This is a genomic window from Micromonospora sp. CPCC 206060 (assembly GCF_036906895.1).
Taxonomy (GTDB): Bacteria; Actinomycetota; Actinomycetes; order Mycobacteriales; family Micromonosporaceae; genus Micromonospora.
The window spans coordinates 40110-59514 of sequence record NZ_JBAKHU010000035.1; the positions used below are offsets into that span (position 1 = coordinate 40110).

The 19405-nt window shown below is 68.5% G+C and carries 18 protein-coding genes; 10 read left to right on the forward strand and 8 right to left on the reverse strand.

From position 1 onward, the window contains the following. Positions 1-45: 45 nt before the first annotated feature. A complete protein-coding gene (locus V6U90_RS21040; RefSeq protein ID WP_334439282.1) occupies positions 46-1050 on the reverse strand; it encodes an ABC transporter substrate-binding protein in 1005 nt (334 codons plus the stop codon). A gap of 253 nt (positions 1051-1303) precedes the next feature. On the opposite strand from V6U90_RS21040, the gene V6U90_RS21045 reads away from it, so the two are divergent. Together V6U90_RS21045 and V6U90_RS21050 are read left to right on the forward strand one after the other, a co-directional pair. After that, entirely contained in the window at positions 1304-1678 is a 375-nt protein-coding gene (locus tag V6U90_RS21045) for a PadR family transcriptional regulator (protein ID WP_334439285.1), read from the forward strand. Next, positions 1675-3045, forward strand: a complete 1371-nt coding sequence (locus V6U90_RS21050) for a permease prefix domain 1-containing protein (protein WP_334439288.1) — start codon at positions 1675-1677, stop codon at positions 3043-3045. Before V6U90_RS21045 ends, V6U90_RS21050 begins: the two co-directional genes overlap by 4 nt. 271 nt (positions 3046-3316) lie before the next feature. Here V6U90_RS21050 and V6U90_RS21055 read toward each other — a convergent pair whose 3' ends face one another. Then, positions 3317-3556, reverse strand: a complete 240-nt coding sequence (locus V6U90_RS21055; RefSeq protein ID WP_334439291.1) for a hypothetical protein — start codon at positions 3554-3556, stop codon at positions 3317-3319. A 155-nt stretch (positions 3557-3711) separates the two neighbouring features. On the opposite strand from V6U90_RS21055, the gene V6U90_RS21060 reads away from it, so the two are divergent. The 8 genes from V6U90_RS21060 to V6U90_RS21095 all read left to right on the forward strand — a co-directional run bounded on the left by V6U90_RS21060 (position 3712) and on the right by V6U90_RS21095 (position 10647). Continuing rightward, the gene (locus V6U90_RS21060) at positions 3712-4281 is read left to right on the forward strand and encodes a GntR family transcriptional regulator (RefSeq protein WP_334439294.1); all 570 of its coding nucleotides are present in this window, start codon (positions 3712-3714) and stop codon (positions 4279-4281) included. Between the two features lie 347 nt (positions 4282-4628). Continuing rightward, positions 4629-5552 carry an ABC transporter substrate-binding protein gene (locus tag V6U90_RS21065; protein ID WP_334439296.1) on the forward strand — a complete coding sequence of 308 codons (924 nt, stop codon included), beginning with the start codon at positions 4629-4631 and terminating at the stop codon, positions 5550-5552. Next, positions 5553-5702, forward strand: a complete 150-nt coding sequence (locus V6U90_RS21070; protein ID WP_334439298.1) for a hypothetical protein — start codon at positions 5553-5555, stop codon at positions 5700-5702. A gap of 70 nt (positions 5703-5772) precedes the next feature. After that, positions 5773-6681 carry a carbohydrate ABC transporter permease gene (locus V6U90_RS21075; protein ID WP_334439300.1) on the forward strand — a complete coding sequence of 303 codons (909 nt, stop codon included), beginning with the start codon at positions 5773-5775 and terminating at the stop codon, positions 6679-6681. Continuing rightward, positions 6678-7568, forward strand: a complete 891-nt coding sequence (locus V6U90_RS21080; protein ID WP_334439302.1) for a carbohydrate ABC transporter permease — start codon at positions 6678-6680, stop codon at positions 7566-7568. Before V6U90_RS21075 ends, V6U90_RS21080 begins: the two co-directional genes overlap by 4 nt. Beyond that, positions 7568-8578 carry an alcohol dehydrogenase catalytic domain-containing protein gene (locus V6U90_RS21085; protein ID WP_334439337.1) on the forward strand — a complete coding sequence of 337 codons (1011 nt, stop codon included), beginning with the start codon at positions 7568-7570 and terminating at the stop codon, positions 8576-8578. Before V6U90_RS21080 ends, V6U90_RS21085 begins: the two co-directional genes overlap by 1 nt. Positions 8579-8592: 14 nt before the next feature. Next, positions 8593-9363 carry a class I fructose-bisphosphate aldolase gene (locus tag V6U90_RS21090; RefSeq protein WP_334439304.1) on the forward strand — a complete coding sequence of 257 codons (771 nt, stop codon included), beginning with the start codon at positions 8593-8595 and terminating at the stop codon, positions 9361-9363. A 3-nt stretch (positions 9364-9366) separates the two neighbouring features. After that, a complete protein-coding gene (locus V6U90_RS21095) occupies positions 9367-10647 on the forward strand; it encodes an FGGY-family carbohydrate kinase (protein WP_334439306.1) in 1281 nt (426 codons plus the stop codon). 164 nt (positions 10648-10811) lie between these two features. Here V6U90_RS21095 and V6U90_RS21100 read toward each other — a convergent pair whose 3' ends face one another. The 6 genes from V6U90_RS21100 to V6U90_RS21125 all read right to left on the reverse strand — a co-directional run bounded on the left by V6U90_RS21100 (position 10812) and on the right by V6U90_RS21125 (position 19284). Further along, entirely contained in the window at positions 10812-12293 is a 1482-nt protein-coding gene (locus V6U90_RS21100; RefSeq protein WP_334439308.1) for an ABC transporter substrate-binding protein, read from the reverse strand. A 68-nt stretch (positions 12294-12361) separates the two neighbouring features. Further along, complete coding sequence (locus V6U90_RS21105; RefSeq protein WP_334439311.1) at positions 12362-13258, reverse strand: ATP-binding cassette domain-containing protein; 897 nt, start codon at positions 13256-13258, stop codon at positions 12362-12364. Continuing rightward, complete coding sequence (locus tag V6U90_RS21110; RefSeq protein WP_334439314.1) at positions 13255-15111, reverse strand: dipeptide/oligopeptide/nickel ABC transporter permease/ATP-binding protein; 1857 nt, start codon at positions 15109-15111, stop codon at positions 13255-13257. Before V6U90_RS21110 ends, V6U90_RS21105 begins: the two co-directional genes overlap by 4 nt. After that, a complete protein-coding gene (locus tag V6U90_RS21115; RefSeq protein ID WP_334439317.1) occupies positions 15098-16162 on the reverse strand; it encodes an ABC transporter permease in 1065 nt (354 codons plus the stop codon). The genes V6U90_RS21110 and V6U90_RS21115 overlap by 14 nt, the downstream gene beginning before the upstream one ends. After that, a complete protein-coding gene (locus tag V6U90_RS21120; RefSeq protein WP_334439320.1) occupies positions 16132-17616 on the reverse strand; it encodes an ABC transporter substrate-binding protein in 1485 nt (494 codons plus the stop codon). Before V6U90_RS21120 ends, V6U90_RS21115 begins: the two co-directional genes overlap by 31 nt. Positions 17617-17643: 27 nt before the next feature. Then, the gene (locus V6U90_RS21125) at positions 17644-19284 is read right to left on the reverse strand and encodes an ABC transporter family substrate-binding protein (RefSeq protein ID WP_334439323.1); all 1641 of its coding nucleotides are present in this window, start codon (positions 19282-19284) and stop codon (positions 17644-17646) included. Positions 19285-19405 lie beyond the last annotated feature (121 nt).

Sequence of the window (19405 nt, forward strand, 5' to 3'; positions counted from 1 at the left end):
GGTGCGCGCGACAACCGGCCGTGCGCACCGCCGTCGAAGAGGAAGTTATGGCTTTGCGATGTCGTAGACGCCGAGGTCATCGGCGCTCGGCGTCGACTTGAGGGTGCCGGTGCCGGCGAGCAGCGTGATCATGCGCGCCACCCGCTCCCGGTCGAGTTCTCCGGCCGGCCCGCCGTCGCCCATGACGTACGGCCGCATCTCGGTGAGTTCGGCGGCGGCGACCGTCTCGTCGGCCGTCCGGTCGTGCTTCTTGAGCAACTGGGCGGCTTCCTCGGGGTGGTCCACCGCGTAGATCAGGCCCTTGACCAGCGCTGCCGTGAACTTCTCGACCTGTTCGCGGTCGCTGTCCAGCTTCGCGGCGGAGACCAGCAGGCCGTTGCCGTACAGGTCGGGCAGCTTGTCGGCGTACGGCAGCATGGTCACGGTCTTGCCGCCGGCCGCCTTTTCCAGCAGTGGCTTGCCGGCGGCGAACTGGCCGATCGCGTCCACCGAGCCGGCGGCGAGCAGCTGCGGCAGCGCCTGGGGCGAGGACGGAACGAACTTCACCGACTTCGGGTCGATGCCGGCCACCTTGGCGTACGCCGGGAAGATGATCATGTTGGTGGAGCCGGCGCTGTCCGCGATGCTGGCGCCGGCCAGCTTCTCCGGCGAGTCGATCGCCTTGTCGAGCGAGGCGATACCGGCCATCGACCGCTGGTGGATGGCGGCCACCGCGCGCACCGGGAACTTCTCGTTGGCCATCGTGGTGATGACCCCGGAGAGGTCACCGGTGCCGTAGTCGGCCTGCCCCGACCCGATCAGCTTCATGACATCGACGGTGCCGGTGCCGGTGCCGGGTTTGATGGTGACCTTGAGCCCGGCCTCCTCGAAGTAGCCCTTCTCCAGGGCGACGTAGGCGTACGAGTCCCGACCGAACGTCCCGAAGGAGGTCAGGTAGGTGACGGAGGCGGCATCGGGGGAATCGGTCTTCTCCGAACCACCACAGCCGGAGACGGTGAGTGCGAGAGCCGCTGCGGCGACAGCCGCGACGAGACGGTTACGACCTGACATGGGACCTCCTGCATGAGCAGGTTTTATCAAATGTCAAACTTCCGGCCCGGTCAAGACCTCGATTTGACAACGCCCCCCAGCCGCCGACCCACCCCGGCCAACCTCGCCGACCTGGCAATGCGCCCCCACCGACCAGCCCATGGCGCGCAACCGCATGCGCGCGCCGCAGCGCGGCGCGCTGATGGTGGCCGGGATTGCCCGATAGGTATACCTAGAACTACTATGCATTGCAGTTCTAGGGTTAGGCGGTCACATGCATATCACCAAAGACCTCGTCGCGGCCTCGGCGACGCCACTCGTGCTGGGGATCCTCGCCGAAGGCGAGAGCTACGGCTACGCGATCCTCAAGCAGGTCAACGAACTGTCAGGCGGACAGCTGGAGTGGACCGACGGCCTGCTCTATCCGCTGCTGCACCGCTTGGAGCGGCTCGGGCACGTCGAGTCGGCCTGGGAGACCCCGCCCGGGGGCCGCCGCCGCAAGTACTACCGCATCACCGACCAGGGCCGGGCCGAGCTCGCCGAGCAGCGCCGCCAGTGGGCCGCAGTCGTCGACGCCCTGCGGGGCGTCTGGAACACAACACAGTCCATCAAGCCGATCATGGCACCGGCATGGGAGGCGGGACGATGACCGTCGACGGCAACAACGATCTGGAAGGCCAGATCGCCGAGTGGCGGGCCTACATGCGCCGCCGCCGGGAGCTACACCACACCGACGCCGAGGAGCTGGAAGACCATCTCCGCAGCCGGATCACCGACCTGACCGAGTCGGGCCTGCGAGCCGACGAGGCGTTCCTCATCGCTGTCAAACGCATGGGCAGCCTCGATGAGCTGTCGCGGGAGTTCGCTCGCGAGCATTCCGAGCGGCTGTGGAAGCAGCTCGTGCTACCCGGAGATCCGGACGCGCCCGCCGCCGCCCGTTCCCGTCGCGAACTGCCTGTCATGGTGCTCTGTGCGGCTGCCGCGGCACTGGCGATCAAGGTGCCGGGCTGGTTCGGGCTCGACATCTCAGGAGACGACGCCGACTTCTACGCGCGAAACATCAGCCTTTTCGCGCTCCCGGCGCTGGCCGCCTACTTCGCTTGGCAACGCCGGATCGATCCTCGCGTCATCGGGGTACTCGCGTCGCTGTTCATTCTCGGCGCGGTCGCCGCGAACGCGTATCCGCTGGCCGGTGACTCGCAGACCATCGTGCTCACGGCGATCCACCTGCCGATCGCGCTGTGGCTGGTTGTCGGCGTCGCCTACGTGGGCGGTGATTGGCGTTCAGACCGACGGCGGATGGACTTCATCCGGTTCACCGGGGAGTGGCTGATCTACTTCACCCTCATCGGACTGGGCGGTGGCGTGCTCACGGCCTTCACGATAAACACCTTCAACGCCATCGGCCTCGACGTCGAGGGATTCGTCGAGTCATGGCTGCTGCCGTGCGGCGCCATGGCCGCGGTCATCGTGTCGGCATGGCTGGTGGAGGCCAAGCAGAGCGTCATCGAGAACATGGCGCCGGTACTGACCCGCGTCTTCACACCGCTTTTCACGGCCACCCTGCTGGCCCTCCTGGTCGCCATCATCTGGACCAACAACGGCATCGACGTCGAGCGCGATGTGCTCATCCTCTTCAACCTGCTGCTCGTCATCGTGCTGGGCCTGCTGTTGTATGCCATCTCCGCCCGTGACCTCACGGCCCGGTCCGGTCTTTTCGACCGCCTGCAGCTCGCGCTCGTCGTCAGCGCTCTGATCATCGACGTCATGGTGCTGCTGGCGATCACCGGACGGATCACCGAATGGGGCTTCAGCCCCAACAAGACCGCTGCGCTGGGCGAGAACGTCATCCTGCTCACCAACCTGGCATGGTCGGCATGGCTGTTCCTCGGCTTCGTGCGTGGCCGCATGCCCTTCGCCCGCCTGGAACACTGGCAGACCCGTTACATGATCGTGTATGCCGTCTGGGCCTGGATCGTCGTCCTCGCCTTCCCGCTCGTGTTCAACTTCGCCTGAGCCAGACCCGGCCCGCTCACCGGCCCACTCGACCTGCCCGGTACCGGGCAGGTCGAGTGGGCCGTCCGGCACGCGCCGGCCGGTGCGTTCAAGAGCCACATCCCCCGACTCCCGGCAGGATCTCGGAATCGCCGCGGTCGTACCGCACACTCGCGTGCTGCGTCGGCCAGTTGCCCGACGATGCCATCGCCGGCCGACACCCCAAGGTGGGACTCGACGACGTGGCCACCGATGGGCGGCGGCGACCCTGCTCTCCTCGTGTGCCTGGCAGTCACCGAAGTTGAAGATTCTCCACGTCGGTGAAGTCGTACCAGGACAGTCGGAACGACGAGCCGACCTCCGGTACCGCCGGGAACAGCGCCCAACTGTCCAACTGCGCGCCCGGCGCGACGGTGAAGGACTGCCCGGGCCGGGTCGTGGCGCACCAGGTGCTCTCCGGACGCACGGTCCGGCCGTCAGCCAGGGTGATCTCGGAGGACGTCCGGTCGACCTCAACGCTCGGGCAGGTCAACGGCCACGCGATCAGCGAGTCATCAGACGCCTTCCGTGGATACCCCCGCCTTCAGTCGGGGGAGAAACGGATCGCCTGCGGAGCTGGACAGGGAAAGCCGGTTCGCCGCCAAGGCGAACAGGCGTCAGGTGTCTGCGGTGCGCGACTGAACAGGTGTGCTACAGCGCGGCTGGCTGCTGCAGGGCCGCGAGAGCTTCTTCGAGGACGAGGTGGAGGGCCGCCGGCGCCTGGTCACCACCGAGGTGCTCCGGGCCGAGCAGGTACCGCTGCCAGCCTCGGCGGTCGAGGCGCTGGGCCTGCCGCCGGGCAGCCACGGCTACGTCCTCGAACGGCTCCGACAGCTCGACGGCAAGGTCGCGCTGTTCTCGATCAACTACCTTCCCCCGCACATCGGGGCCCTGGTGGCGCGCAGCGACGTGCCGACCGGCGAGGGCTCCCTGAACAGCACCCTGCGTCGCGCCGGGTACGCCGTCGCTGGCGCCACCCGGACGGTCGAGGCAGTGGCCGCCCACGGCCCCATCGCCGACCGGCTCCGGGTACCTGCCGGCTCACCCCTACTGAAGATCAAGTCGACGTCCTGGGACAGCAACCTCGCTGCGTTCGACCACCACGAGGTGTGGGTCCTCAGCGACGTCGTCCACGTCGAGATCCAGGTCGGTGCTCCCGCCGCACCGGCACACACCGTCTCGCAATCCCCCGAGATCGGCCGGCTCGCCAGCCCCTGATCGAACACCGCGCCGCCCACCACCGGGCCGATGTGCGCCTGACTGCAGGAGAAACCTGATGTCAATCCAGACAAGACGCGCCATAACCGCTGTCCTCGCCGTAGGTGCGCTCGCCGCTGCCTCTGCCTGTTCGGACCCCACCGCCGGGCAGGACGCCTCCGGCAACGTCACGATCACCGTGCCGCTCGCGGCCAACCCCCAGATGAAGACCGCGGAGAGCCTGATCGCCGACTTCCAGCAGAAGAACCCGGGCATCACCGTGAAGTTCACGACGCTGCCCGAGAACGACCTGCGGCCGGCGGTCACCAAGGACGTCGCCACGAAGGCCGGCCCAGTACGACGTCGCCATGATCGGCAGCTACGAGGTGCCGATCTGGGCCAAGAAGGGCTGGCTCGTGCCGCTCGACGACTACGTGGCCAAGGACGCCGCCTGGGACTCGGCCGACGTGCTCCAGCCGATCAAGGACATCGTGTCCGCCGACGGCAAGCTCTACGGCGCGCCGTTCTACGGCTCCAGCTCGTTCCTGTTCTACCGCAAGGACCTCGCCGCGAAGGCCGGCGTGACGATCCCGGAGAAGCCGACCTGGGACCAGGTCGCCGCCGCCGCAGCCAAGATGGATGACAAGAGCAACGGCGTCTCGGGCATCTGCCTGCGCGGCCTGCCCGGCTGGGGCCAGAACCTGGCGTCGCTGACCACCGTCATCAACACCTTCGGCGGCCGGTGGTTCGACGAGAGCTGGCAGCCGCAGCTCACCTCCGCCGAGACCATCAAGGCCGTGAAGTTCTACGTGGACCTGCTGCGCGCGCACGGCCAGCCGGACGCCGCCAAGGACGGCTGGGAGGGCTGCCTGCAGCAGATCACCCAGGGCAAGACCGCAATGTGGTACGACGACACGGTCTTCGCCGGCTCCGCGCTGGACCAGGCGACGCCGGAGGTCAAGGAGAACCTGGCGTTCGCGCTCGCCCCGGTGGACAAGACCGATGCCTCCGGCTGGCTGTGGTCCTGGGGCCTGGGCATCACCGAGTCGAGCAAGAACAAGGACGCCGCGTGGAAGTTCATCTCCTGGGCCACGAGCAAGGACTACATCAAGCTCGCCGGTGAGAAGGCCGGTTGGGACGCCATCCCGCCCGGATCCCGGACATCGACGTACTCCATCCCCGAGTACCAGAAGGCGGCCAGTTCCTACGCGGCCCTCACGCTGAAGTCCATCGACGCGGCCGACCCGAACAAGCCGACCGTCCAGCCGGTCCCCTACACCGGCGTGCAGTAGGTGCAGATCCCCGAGTTCACCGACATCGGCGACTACGTCTCCCAGCAGGTCGCCAGCGCGATCAGCGGCACGCAGACCGTCGAGGAGGCGCTGCGCAAGAGCCAGACCTACACCGAGGGCGTGGTGAAGAAGGCCGGCTACCTGAAGTAGCCGACCGGGCCGGCGCCGCGGCCACCGCCCGCGGCGCCGGCTCCCCCAAGTTTCGAGGACGAGGTTCACCATGACCACCGCAGTCCAGTCCGCGACACCGCGGTCCTCCCACGCGTGGAGCCGCCGCGCTCCCCTGCTACCGGCGCTGATCGTCACGCTGGTGCTCACGCAGGTGCCGTTCCTGATGACGATCTGGTACTCGCTGCGCAACTGGAACCTGCTCGCCGGTGGGGACTCCACGTTCGCCGGCGCGGCGAACTTCCGGGCCACGTTCACCGACGGCACCTTCTGGAAGTCCATCCTCAACACGGGTGCGCTCACCGCCGGCGCCACCGTCGCCGCCATCGTCGTCGGACTGGTGCTCGCGCTGGCGCTGCAGAAGAAGTTCCCCGGCCGCGGCATCGCCCGGACACTGGCCGTCACGCCGTTCTTCGTGATGCCGGTGGCCGTCGCCCTGTTCTGGCGTAGCGCCATGTTCGACCCGTCGTTCGGGCTGCTCGGCTGGATCACCGACCTGGTCGGGCTCCCGCGCGTGAACTGGCTCAGCGAGCAGTCGATGCTCTCCGTCGTCATGATCACGTCTTGGCGTTGGACGCCGTTCGCCATGCTCGTGCTGTTGGCCGGGCTGCAGGCGCTGCCCGACGAGCAGCTCGAGGCGGCCCGGGTCGACGGCGCCAGCTGGTGGCAGCAGATGCGCAAGGTGGTGCTGCCGCACCTGCGACCGTTCCTGGAGCTCACCGCGCTGCTGCTGTCGATGAACATCATCCAGACGTTCGGCGAGATCGCGCTGCTGACCGCGGGCGGGCCGGCGTACGGCACCACGAACATCACCTACTACATCTACCTGCGGGCGTTCAACTCGTTCGACTTCGGCACGGCGTCGGCGTACGGACTGGTGGCCCTGGCGCTCACCATCGCCCTGGCGCTGCCCGCGCTGCGCCTGTTGTCCGGCATCTTCACTCAGGAGGGACGCCGATGACCACCCAGGCCACGCGACCCGTCGAGGCCACCCGGGCCGGCCCGGCCACCGGGCCGAAGCCACGCCGACGCAGGCGGGGCAACGACACCGCGAGCGGGCCGGTGGCCGTGCTCGGCTGGCTCGGCTCGCTGGTGCTGTTCTCGCCGGTGGCGTACATGCTGTTGAAGAGCTTCCAGACCGAGACCGTCGCCGCCTCGTCGACGCCGAAGCTGTTCTTCACCCCGACGCTGGAGCACTACCGCAACGCGTTTGGCGCGGGATTCTGGGCGTACGCGGGCAACTCCGTCACGGTAGCCGTCGTGTCGACGGTCGTCGTGCTCGCCCTCGCGCTGCCCGCCGCGTACGCCCTCTCGGTGCGGCCGGTCCGCAAGTCCCAGGACGCGCTGTTCTTCTTCATCAGCACCAAGATGATGCCGGTCGCGGCGGGCATCATCCCGATCTACATCGTCGCCCAGCACCTCAACCTGCTCAACACGGTCACCCTGCTGATCGTCATGCATCTCGGCATGAACCTGCCCCTGGCGGTGTGGATGATCCGCTCGTTCCTTCAGGAGGTGCCGCCGGAGGTGCTGGAGGCGGCGAGCATGGACGGGGCGGGCCGGCTGCGCACCATGCGGACCGTCGTCCTCCCGCTGATCAAGCCGGGCATCTGGTCGACGGCGCTGCTGTGCTGCGTCTTCTCCTGGAACGAGTACTTCTTCGCGGTCAACCTGACCACCACCACCTCGACCCTGCCGCTGTTCATGCAGAAGTTCCTGTCCTTCGGCGAGCTCTACACCGCCCAGGTCGCCGCGGTGGCGACCGTGGTGAGCATCCCGGTCGTCGTCCTCGGCTGGATCTGCCAGCGCAGCCTGGTCCGCGGCCTGCTGTTCGGAGCCGTGAAGTGATGCAAGCGGTCGTCCTGGACGGCGCGGGCGGCGTCTCGTGGCAGGAGCTACCGGAGCCGGTGCCCGGCCCCGGAGACGTGCTCATCGCGCCGGCTGCGGTCGGCATCTGCGGCACGGACCTGCACCTGGTCGAGGGCAGCTACGCCACCGGCCGCTATCCGGTGGTCCCCGGCCACGAGTTCGCCGGCACGGTGGTGGAAATCGGCGCCGACGTACGCGGCATCGCAGCCGGCGACCTGGTCGGCGTCGACCCGAACGTCAACTGCGGCGCGTGCCGCTGGTGCCGGGCCGGGGCACCGAACCTCTGCGAACGGCTGGAAGCGGTCGGCGTCACCCGCAACGGCGCCTGCGCCGACCGGGTCGTGGTGCCACGGCACGTCGTGCACCGGCTGCCGGCCGGCGTCGACACCACCGTCGGCGCGCTCGTCGAGCCCCTCGCCTGCGTCCTGCACGCGCTGGACCGTGCCCCGTCGCTGCGCGACAGGGACGTGCTCGTATACGGCGCCGGCTCGATCGGCCTGCTGATGTGCGCCGTGGCAAGGCAGCGCGGCGCGGGGCGGATCCAGGTCGTCGAGCCGCACGCCGTACGACGGCAGGCCGCCCTGCGCCTGGGCGCGGACGCCGCAGCGCCGGCCTCGACCGCCCTCGACCTGCCCGACGGCGCGGAGGTCGTCATCGAGGCGAGCGGGCACCCGGCCGCGGTGACCGACGCCCTGGACCGCATCGCCGTACGCGGAACGCTGGTGCAGATGGGCGTCACGGCGGCGCAGACCATCGTGCCCCTGCATCCCTTCGCGGTCTTCGAAAAGGAACTCACGGTGCTGGGCTCGAACAGCCTCGCCGACTGCTACCCCGCCGCCGTCGAGGCGGTACCCGACCTGGCTGCGGCGATCCGCCCGTTGGTCACCCACACACTCCCGCTCGCGTCGTACGCCGACGCGCTCGCGGTCGCCGCCTCACCCGAGGCACTCAAGGTTCACGTCGACCCCTCCGAAAGGCAAACACCATGAGCATGGCCTACCGCATGACCCGAACCCTGCCGCAGGACCGGGTGGCCATCATCATGCCCGTCGACCACGGGCTGATCTTCGACCGCCTGCCCGGACTGGAGAACCCGGCGACCGTCGTCGAGGAGTTCGGCAAGGACGACATCACCGGCTTCATGATGAGCCCGGGCCTGGTGATGCGCACCGAGCAGTACTTCGCCCAGCGGCCCCACCTGTCGCGTGTGATGGCGATCGACGCCTTCTACCACTACACCGAGGCCGAGGTGGGGGTGGGCGCGCTGCAGCACAGCGTCGAGGACGCGGTCCGCCTCGGCGTGGACTGCGTCAAGATGCTGATGCCGTGGAACACCACGAAGGCCGAGCAGGCCGCGCTGGTGACCCGCATCGGCACGGTGGTCGCCGCCTGCGAGCGCTGGCAGATCCCGCTGATGCTGGAGCCGGTGATGCTGGGCGCGCCGCGCACCGCCGAGGTGGTGGCGGCCGAGGAGAAGGCGGCGCGGATCGCGTTCGACCTCGGCGCCCACATCATCAAGATCGCGTTCCCCGGTGCGGACGGCACCCGCCGCCTCGTCGAGGAGTTGGGCCTGCCGGTGGTCATCGCCGGCGGTCCGCGTACGGGCGACGCCGCTGACACCGTCGAGGCGGTCCGGCAGACCGTGGCCGCCGGCGCTCGCGGCATCATCGTGGGCCGCAACGTCTGGCAGCGCGACCTGTCGGAGGCGCACGCCATCGTCGACCAGTTGGCCGCCCTCTCGCGCTCCGGCTCGGGCGCGCTCCAGGCCGTCTGACCCATGCGGGACGTCTGGGCCGGCGCCGATCTGGGCAGCACCAACATCAAGGTGCTGCTCACCGACGGCGCCGGCACGGTGCTGGCGCGCGCGTCGCGGCCCACCCCCCGCATCGGCGTGCACAGCGATCCGGACGCGCTCGTCGACGCCTTGGAGGAGCTGCTGCTCACCGCGGCGCACGACCTCGGTCCGGTCCGGCTGCGGGCGGTCTGCGTCGCGGGGGTCGGTGAGGACGGGGTGCTGCACGCCTCGGGCCGGCCTCTCGGCCCCGCGCTGCCGTGGTTCGCCCCGCAACGGCAGGCGGCCCTCGACGCCCTACGGTCACTGCGGGGCGAGGACGACCGACGGCGCTACGGCGTCGAACTCGACGCGGCGCGGACCGTCGCGGCGTGGGCGCTGCTGCCGGCCACGGACGTCTGTGCCGCGACCGGTTGGGTGTCCTGCACCGACTATCCGGCGCTGCGCTGGACCGGCCGCGCCGTGATGTCCGCCAGCCTGGCCCCCCGGACCGGCGCCTGGCTGCTCGACGAGGAGCGGTGGGACGCGGACCGGGTGGAGCCCTTCCTGCCGGTGGAGCTACTGCCCGAGGTGGTGCCCGCCGGCACGGTGCTCGGCCCGCTGCGCGCCCCGCGACTCGTGGCGGCGGGCGTGCTCGCCCACGACGCGGTCGTGGTCGCGGGCGGACACGACCATCCGGTCGGCGGGGCCGTCGTGCACCGCCAGGACCCCGGCGCCCCGCTCGACTCGATGGGCACGGCCGAGGTGCTGGTCCGCACGATCCCGGGGGACCGTCCGGCGCCGACCGGCGTCGACCTTTCCCCCGCCGTCATCGACGACGGGTGGACCGCGCTGACGGTGATCGAGCTGGACCGCAACGTGTCCTGGCTTCGCCGGCACGGTCTCGGCCCGGCGGTCGACGCCGTCGTCGCCGGAAAGGTGACGCCTGCCGACGCCGGTCTCTTCCTGCCCGGCGACGAAGGCGGCGGCGAACCCCGGTGGGCACCCGCCGCCCATGGGCTGTCGGACGCCGAACGCGCCTTCGCGGCGATCCACCGGCTGGCCCTGGTGGGAGCCGAGGCGTTGGGGAGACTGGCACCGGAGGCGGAGGCCGTCTACGCCGCCGGCGGCTGGACCCGGGCGCCCGGGTGGATGCGGCTGAAGGCGTCCGCGACCGGGATGCCGTACTGGGTGCTGGCCGAACCGGAACTGACCGCGTTGGGTGCGGCCCAGCTCTGCCTCGGCGACGCGGCCGAGCCAGTGCCGGTACGCGCAATCGAACCCTGACGCTCCGGCGGCGGCTGCGGATCATGGTCCGACGGGAAAGGGTTCCGGGGCCGTCCGGCGTGAAGCGGAGCAGGGCCTCGTGCGCCGCTGCCCAAGGAGCGGGCGAAGGGGCGGGCCCTGTGCGGCCCGCCCCCTTCGCCGCGCCGGGGCCTGCGGCGTCGGCCTCAGCCGACCGGGCGGATGCGTCCCCAGTGCCACCAGGGGACCGAGTAGCCGAGCTGGTCCGCCCAGCCGAAGAACTTCTGGCTGCGCGGGTAGTACATCCCGTACCAGAAGAGGGGCACCCACTCGATGTCCCTGGCCCAGACCGCCTGCAGGCGCTGGTAGTGCTCACGGCGCTCACCGCGCGTGGCGGCCTGGCGTGCGGCCAGGTAGGCCGCGTCCACATCTGGGTTGCGATGCAGGCCCATGTTGTTGCGCCCGCCGGAGGAGTACTTCGTCGCCGTGATCTCCGGGTCCGGTGCCATCGAACCACCGACGATGATCACGTCGAAGTCGTGCTCCTTTCGGACCCGGCGGGACCAGTCCATCGAGGCCAGGCCGTCGAAGGTCACCTCGAACCCGACCTCGCCCAGTTGGCGTGCCACCAGCTCCGCCAGTGGCTTGTGGCCGTGGAACATGTCCATGTAGAACAGGGACAGCCGGCCCCGTACGCCCGACGCGTCGGCCGTGACGCCCGCCTGGTCGAGCAGCGCCCGCGCCCGGTCCGGGTCGTAACCGGGAGCCTTGGCCTCCGGGTTGACGGCCCACGACGAGCCGAGCAGGTACTGGTCCCATGCCTGTGAGACGCCTGGATCGCCCAGTTCGGCGATCTCGCTCCGGTTCACCGCGTGGGCGACCGCCTCCCGGACCCGCCGGTCCTGCCACAGCTTCCGGCCGTGGTTGAAGTCCAGCAGCGCCATGCCGGGGCCCTCCCTCGTCATGATCTCCACTCCGGGCACCCCCTGCACGAGGTGCAACCGGTCACGGGTGAGCGTGTCCTGCGGGACGATGTGGGCCTCTCCGCGGGCTACCATCCGAACGCACTCGTCCCGGTCGGGGACGATCTTCAGGATCAGCCGGTCGATCTCCGGCTGCGGCCCCCAGTGGTTCTTCACCGCCTCCATGATGATGTGCTCGCCCGGAATCCACTCGGCCAGCCGGAACGGCCCGGAACCGACCGGCTTCAGGTTGTGCGGGTTCGTCGCCCAGTCCGTGCCTTCGTAAAGGTGCCGGGGCAGGATGTGGGCGAAGATGAAGTTCCCCAGCAGGACGAGGAAACCCGCGTTCGGGGTGTGCAGGTGGTAGTCGACGGTGTGGTCGTTGACCGCGACGATCGTCTCCACGTCGTTGAGGAACATCGCCCCCTGGTAGCCCATCTCCTTCGCGTGCAGATGGGTGTAGACGACGTCGTGCGCGGTCAGCGGGGTGCCGTCCTGCCAGCGGGCCGCCTGGTTCAGGTGGAATCGCCACCGCCGCGACCCGTCCAACTGCTCCCAGTGCGTGGCCAGATCCGGGTACGGGTTGACGTCGTACCACTCGTTGAGCACCACGCGGTTGTAGATGTTGTTGCAGGCGAGATAACCGGCGCTGCCGGTGACGTTGCGGTATACGTCGTTGAACTCGACCGCGTCGTGGGGGGTGGCCACCACAAAATCGACAGGCATGCACTCCTCTTTCTGTCTCTGACAGGTTCGGCTTCTGGCAGGCTCGGCAGGACTCGGTCCGCGGTGCGCTAGAGGACGTCTCCATGCGGACACGGCGGGAGGCCGTCGGTTTCGGTCGGCCACTGCCGCTGGAGCATCCGCGGCTTGGCCCGTTCGACCTGTGGATCCGGCACCGGTACGGCGGCCAGGAGTTCCCGGGTGTACGGATGCCGGGCCTCGGTGATCACCTGCCCGGTCGGACCCAGCTCGACCATCTGCCCGCCGTACATCACCCCGACGCGGTGCGAGATGTCGGCGACGACGGCCAGATCATGCGCCACGAACAGGTAGGACACCTGCCGCTCCCGCTGCAGCTCATTGAGCAGCGCCAGGATCTCCGCCTGGACCGAGACGTCCAGTGCGGACACCGGCTCGTCGAGCACGATCAGTTTCGGGTCCAGCGCCAGCGCACGGGCGATCGCGATGCGCTGGCGTTGGCCCCCGGAGAACTCGTGCGGGAACTTCCGCAGGCTGGCCGCCGGCAGGCGTACCTGGTCGAGCAGGGTGACTGCCGTCCGGCTGCCCGCCGTCAGGCGGTGTATTTGCGCCGGCTCGGCGAGAATGTCCGCCACCGTCATCCGGGGGTCCAGGGACGTGTACGGGTCCTGGAAGACGACCGAGATCTCCCGCTGCAACGCGCGGGCGCGCTTGCCCCGGCGCTGGGCGACATCCTCGCCGAGGAAGAGGACCTGGCCCGAGCTGGGCTTCTGCAAACCGAGGATGGTACGCAGCAGGGTGGTCTTGCCCGATCCCGATTCGCCGACGATGCCGAGCGTCTCCGCCGGGCCCACCGAGAAGGACACCGAGCACAGGGCGTGCACCACGGACGGTCCGTCCCGCCGCGCCCCCCGGGGTGGCCGGAAGTGCTTCACCAGGTCCGTGACCCGCAGCAGCTCGGCCCCTTCGGCGTGCGTCTGACCGCTCACTGCCGCTCCACCGCCTTTCCATCGATCCGCGGCGCCAACGACAGCAACTTCCTCGTGTAATCGGATCGTGGCGCCTCGAAGAGGGAGAACACGTCCTGGTCCTCGACGATTTTTCCCTGGTACATGACGGCGACCCGGTCGGCGATACCGGCGACGAGGGCCAGGTCGTGGGTGATGAAGAGCATCGCCGCGCCCGTACGCTCCCGGGCGACCGCGAGGGTGGCCATCACCTGGGCCTGCACGGTGACGTCCAGGGCGGTGGTCGGCTCGTCGGCGATGATGAGATCCGGGTCGTGCACCATCGCCAGGGCGATCGCGATACGTTGCCGCATGCCGCCCGAGAGCTGGTGCGGATACTGATCGAGCCGTGCTGGCGCGTCCTTGATGGCCACGCTCGCCATCAACTCGATCGTGCGCCGCCGGGCCTCGGTCCGGCTGACCGGGGCGGAGAGCCGCATCGAGTCCTCGAACTGGGCGCCGATGGTGAGCACCGGGTTGAGCGTGGTCGACGGATCCTGCAGGATCATCGCGATCCGCCGGCCCCGGTATCGCCGCCACTGGCCGAACGTCAGGTCGCTGAGCTCGTCACCGTTGAAGACGACCGATCCGCTGCCCACCGCGTTGTTGGGCAGCAACCCCACCAGGGAAAGTCCGGTGAGTGACTTGCCCGACCCGGACTCGCCGACGAGTGCGACCACCTCGCCCGGCTGGATCTCCAGACTGATCGAATCCACCGCCGCCTGGCTGCCGAACCGGACGGACAGGTCCGTGACCTTGATCAGGGCCTTGGCGGGCGCCTGCGGATCGGTGTCTACTGTGCTGCCGTCCACCGCGTTGGCGTTCGTCGACGGTTTCCGATCGGTCACGGACCGCTGCCCGGTCACGGGCCTCCGGTCGGCCCGCTGCTTCCCGCCGCGCCCGCGACGCGGTGTTGCCAGCGGGTTGGTGGGCGAGGACCTGGGGTTGAACGCGTCGCGCAGCCCCTCCCCGACATAGTTGACCGACAGCACGATCGTGATGATCAGCAGGCCGGGGAAGTAGAACAGCCACGGGCGGGTCAGCACCGCCGACTGTGCGTTGGCCACCAGCAGACCCAGGGAGGTGTCCGGTGGCTGCACACCGAAACCGAGGAAGGACAGGCTGCTCTCGGCGAGGATGGCCACGCCGAACATGAGCGTGCCCGCCACCACGATGTGGTCCGACACGTTGGGCACCAGGTGCCGGAACATGATCCGGACCGGGCCGGCCCCCATCACCCGCGCCGCGTCGACGAACGGCAACTCGCGCAGGCTCAACACGACACCGCGGACCAGCCGGGCGACCGATGTCCACATCAACGAGCCCAGCACCATGGCGAGTCCCAGCCAGGAAACCCCGCCGCCGGCGACGAGCGACCCCAGGAACGCGGCGAGCGCCAAGGTGGGCAGGGTGAGCACCAGGTCGACAGCGCGCATCACGGTGGCGTCGACAAAACTCCCGAAGTAGCCCGCCACGACACCCAGCACCACGCCGATGACGCAGGCGATGACCGTGACCGAGAAGGCGATCAGCAACGACTGCTGCATGCCCCGCAGGACCAACGCCAACAGGTCCCGGCCCAGGGTGTCGGTCCCCATCGGATGTTCCAGGGACGGGGACTGCGACAGGTCCGGGGTGATCTCGGAGTAGCCGTACGGCCACAGCAGCGGCATGATGATCGCGGCAAGGATGACGAGGATCAGCACCGCGAGGGCGATCATCCCCACCCTGTGCCGGATGAACCTGCCGAAGGTGACGACCAGCTTCGACGACCCGGCCTCGGGCACCGCATCGGTCAGCAGCGCCGGGTCTTTGACCAGTTCAGGATTTGGCATAGCGCACCCGCGGATCCACGACGCCGTACAGGATGTCGGCAAGCAGGTTGAAGATGACCACGGCGGTTGCGGCGATGAGCAACCACGCGAGTACGGCGTTGGTGTCGCGCAGTGCGATCGACTCCAGCAGGAAGCCGCCCATCCCACGCCACTGGAAGACTGTTTCGGTGATCACCGCGCCGGAGAAGACGACCGGGAGGTCCAACGCCACGATGGTCACGATGGGGATCAACGCCGGGCGCACCACGTACGACCCGATGATGCGGCGGCGGGAGAGCCCCTTGAGTACGGCGAACCGGACATGGTCTCCGGCCAGCCCTTCCGCTACCGCAGTCCGTTGATAGCGGCTCCACGTCGCGAAGTGCACCAGGGCCAACACGATCGTCGGCAGTACCAGGTGTCCGCCGATGTCCGCCACCAGTGCGAATCCCTCCGGTCGGGGCACCGACGCCTCCCCCACCGTGTAGAAAAGCTGGTATCCGGTGAGGTTGTTGAGCCCTATCCCCCACTGCTTCAACAACACCGCCAGCCAGAACGACGGCAGCGCGAGGAGCACGAAGGCGCTGGGGGTCAACACCAGATCGGGCCAGCGTCGCTGGTACAGCGCGGAGACGGTGCCCGCGAGCAGCGACAGGACGAGCGCGATGATGATCGCGATCAGGACGAGGCGCAGGGTGACACCGACCCGGGTGCCCAACTCCGCCCCGATATCCCGGGTGGCGATCGTCGACGGGCCGAAATCACCGGTGACCACGCCGCTGAGCCAGGTCAGATAGCGCATCGGTAGCGGATCGTGCAGACCCAGTCGGGCTTCCTCGGCGGCGATGACCGACTCCGGGACCGGCGGCTGCCGGTCCCGGAGCTCGGCCAGCGGGTCTCCCGAGACCGAGATCACCGTGAAGATGACGACGGAAGCGAGCAGCAACACCAGGACGGCGCTGGCCAGGCGTCGAAGGATCAGCCGAAGCATGTCTTCGCTCCTCCTCTCCTCGGGAGAATCTGCATCTGGATGCCGTGGTTCTAGACCGGACGGATCCGGCCCCAGTGCCACCAGGGCACGGAGTAGCCGAGTTGGTCGGACCAGCCGTAGAACTTGCTGCTGCGAGCGAAGTAGGTGCCGTACCAGAACAGGGGCACCCATTCGGTGTCCCGGGCCCAGACCTCCTGCAGGCGCCGGTAGTGGGCGCCCCGTTCGGCGCGGGTGCCTGCCGTCCGGGCGGCGAGGTAGGCGGCGTCCACGTCCGGGTTGTGGTGCTGGGCCATGTTGCCCTGCCCGTCGGTGGTGTACTTCGGAGCCGTGATCTCCGGGTCCGGCGCCATCGAGCCGCCCACGATGATCAGATCGAAGTCTCGTGCATCGCCGATCCGGCTTCGCCAGTCCACGGATGACAGTCCTTCGAAGCTGACCTCGAAGCCGATTTCACCTAGCTGGCGGGTGACCATCTCGGCCAGAGGTTTGTGCCCATGGAAGCTGTCCATGTAGAACATCGACAACCGGGCCCGTACGCCGGAGGCGTCGGCGGTCACCCCAGCCTCGTCGAGCAGTGCGCGTGCCCGTTCCACGTCGTGGGCCGGCGCCTTGGCGTCCGGGTTGAACGCCCACTCCACCGAGCCCAACAGGTAGTGGTCCCACGCCTGCGACACTCCCGGGTCGCCGAGTTCGGCGATCTCCTTCCGATTCACCGCGTGGGCGACCGCCTGGCGCACCCGCTGGTCCTGCCAGAGGTCCCGGCCGTGGTTGAAGTCCAGCAGCGCCATGCCCGGCCCCGGGTCCCGCAGGATCTCGATGTCCGCCGTCGCGTCGTCGAGCAGGTGGAGCCGGTCCTTGGTCAGCGTGTCCTGGGGGAAGAAGTGGGCCTCCCCGCGCGCCACCATCCGGACGCATTCGTCCCGATCCGGGACGATCTTCAGGATCAGCCGGTCGATCTCCGGCTGCGGGCCCCAGTGGCCCTTGACCGCCTCCATGACGACGTGTTCACCGGGAATCCACTCCGCCAGACGGAACGGCCCGGAGCCCACCGGCTTCAGGTTGTGCGGGTTCGTCGCCCAGTCCGTTCCCTCGTACAGATGCCGGGGCAGGATGTGGGTGAAGATGAAGTTCCCCAGCAGGACGAGGAATCCGGCGTTGGGTGTGTGGAGATGGTAGTCGACGGTGTGGTCGTTGACCGCGACGATCGTCTCCACGTCCTTCAGGAACCGACCTCCGGTGTATCCCATCTTCATCGCGTGCAGATGGGTGTAGACGACGTCGTGCGCGGTCAGCGGGGTGCCGTCCTGCCACCGGGCGGCCTGGTTGAGATGGAAGCGCCACCGCCGCGACCCGTCCAACTGCTCCCAGTGGGTCGCCAGGTCCGGGAACGGGTTGATCTCATACCATTCGTTGAGCACCACGCGGTTGTAGATGTTGTTGCAGGCGATATAGCCGGCACTCGCCGTGGTGTTGCGGTAGACGTCGTTGAATTCGACCGCATCGTGCGGTGTGGCCACCACAAAGTCGATCGTCACATCTTTCCTTTCCGGATGACCGCGCGACTACTTGCGCAGGCCCCACTGCTCGACGTTCATAGTGGTGCCGTACTTGCTCGGGTTGATAAAGATATTGGCGAACTTGTCGGAATAGACGGCCATCTGCGGGCTGGCGAACAGCGGCAGCACCACACCGTCAGCAAGCAGCACCCGGTCCACCTGGTTCATCAGGTCGACCTGCTTGGCCGGATCGAGTTCGGTCGCCGCCGCCGCGAACAGCCGGTCCGCTTCGGCTGACGAGTAACCAAACGAACGGGCCGCCCCGGTGCCGTACCACTGCTGCAACGAGAGCGCACCGAGGTCCAGCGCCGTTCCGGTGGCCATGATGTCGAAGCTGCCCGAACGGAGCGCCGGGGAGTATCGCGAGCCGTCTGCGGGGTCGATGACGACCGTGATGCCCAGTTGCTTGAGCTGTGCCTGGACGATCTGCGCGAGTTCCATGCGGAGCACGTCGGTGGAGAGCGTCAACAGCTTCAGGTCCCGCAGCGGCTTGCCGTCTGGCAGGGTCAGCTTGTCGCCGGTCACGCGGTATCCGGCCTGCTCGAGGATCCCGAGCGCGGCCTTGGTGTCACCCTTGCCGATGTTGACCTCGTCGGTGTTGTCCCGGTAGGCGGCGACGCCTCCCACCTTCTGCCCGGGGACGTACGCGCTGCTCTTCATGGTCACCAGGTCCGGGGCGTACTGGCCCACCGTGCGCTTGCGGATGTCATCGAGATCGAGCGCCGTGGCGATCGCCTTACGTAGCGGCGCGTCGCTCATCACGTCGCCGGTGGTCTTCATGCCGAGGTGGTAGTAGGTGAGGGTCGAGCCGAGCAGAACGGTCATGCCGTTCATGGCCTTCACCTCGTTGACCGTGTCCAGCGTGGGGTTCTGGTAGACGAGGTCAATCTCGCCGTTCTGCAGCGCGGTGATCTGCGCGCCCTGGCCCGAGATGTAGCGGGTGGTGATGGTGTCCAGGTGTGCCGGCGCTCCGTACCACTTGGGGTTCTTGACCATCGTCATCGAGATGCCGTCCTGGTAGTCCTTGATAACGTACGGGCCACCGGAGACCTTCGGCACGTTCTTGCTGAAACCCTCGTTGAAGGAGGTCGCCAGGTCCCCGTAGGAGGCCGCGACGTGCGCCGGCAGGACGTAGTTGAACAGGGCCTGCCATGCCGAGAACGGCTTTGAGTAGGTCATCGTCACCGTCCTGCCGTCATTGACGGATTCGACGGACGTGATCAGCGAGTAGCCCTCGGTGAAGGCCGCCTTGCACGCCGCACACTTCTTCGGGTCCTGCACGGCCTGCGTGTACTCGAAGTCCTTGCCGGTGATCGGGGTTCCGTCAGACCACACGGCCTTCTGCTGGATCTTGTACTCGACCTTCATCGGGCTGGTGCTGACGACCGTGGCCGATTCCAGCAGCGCCGTGTTGAGCACCACGCTGGTGTCGGAGTTGGTCAGGAACGGGTGGGGATAGAACGGCCATTGCTGCTGGCGCTGGCCGGTGGTGTCGCCTGCGGCGGAGAGCGGGTTCCAGTCCGCGATCGGGCTGGAGGCGGCGAGCGTCAGCGTCCCGCCGTCGGCCACCTCGCCGGATGAGGTCGGGGTGGTTGAGCTGTCATCGATCTTGGTGCAGCCCGCGGTCCCAGCCAGGGCGGCGAGCACCACCACAACCACGAGACGTCGAGAGGTCTTCACTGGCACCGTCCTCTGGTTCAACTGAGTGGTAGGGCGACATCGGCGAGCGGCAGGGCGTGCGACTTCACGTCAGCGCGTACGACATCGC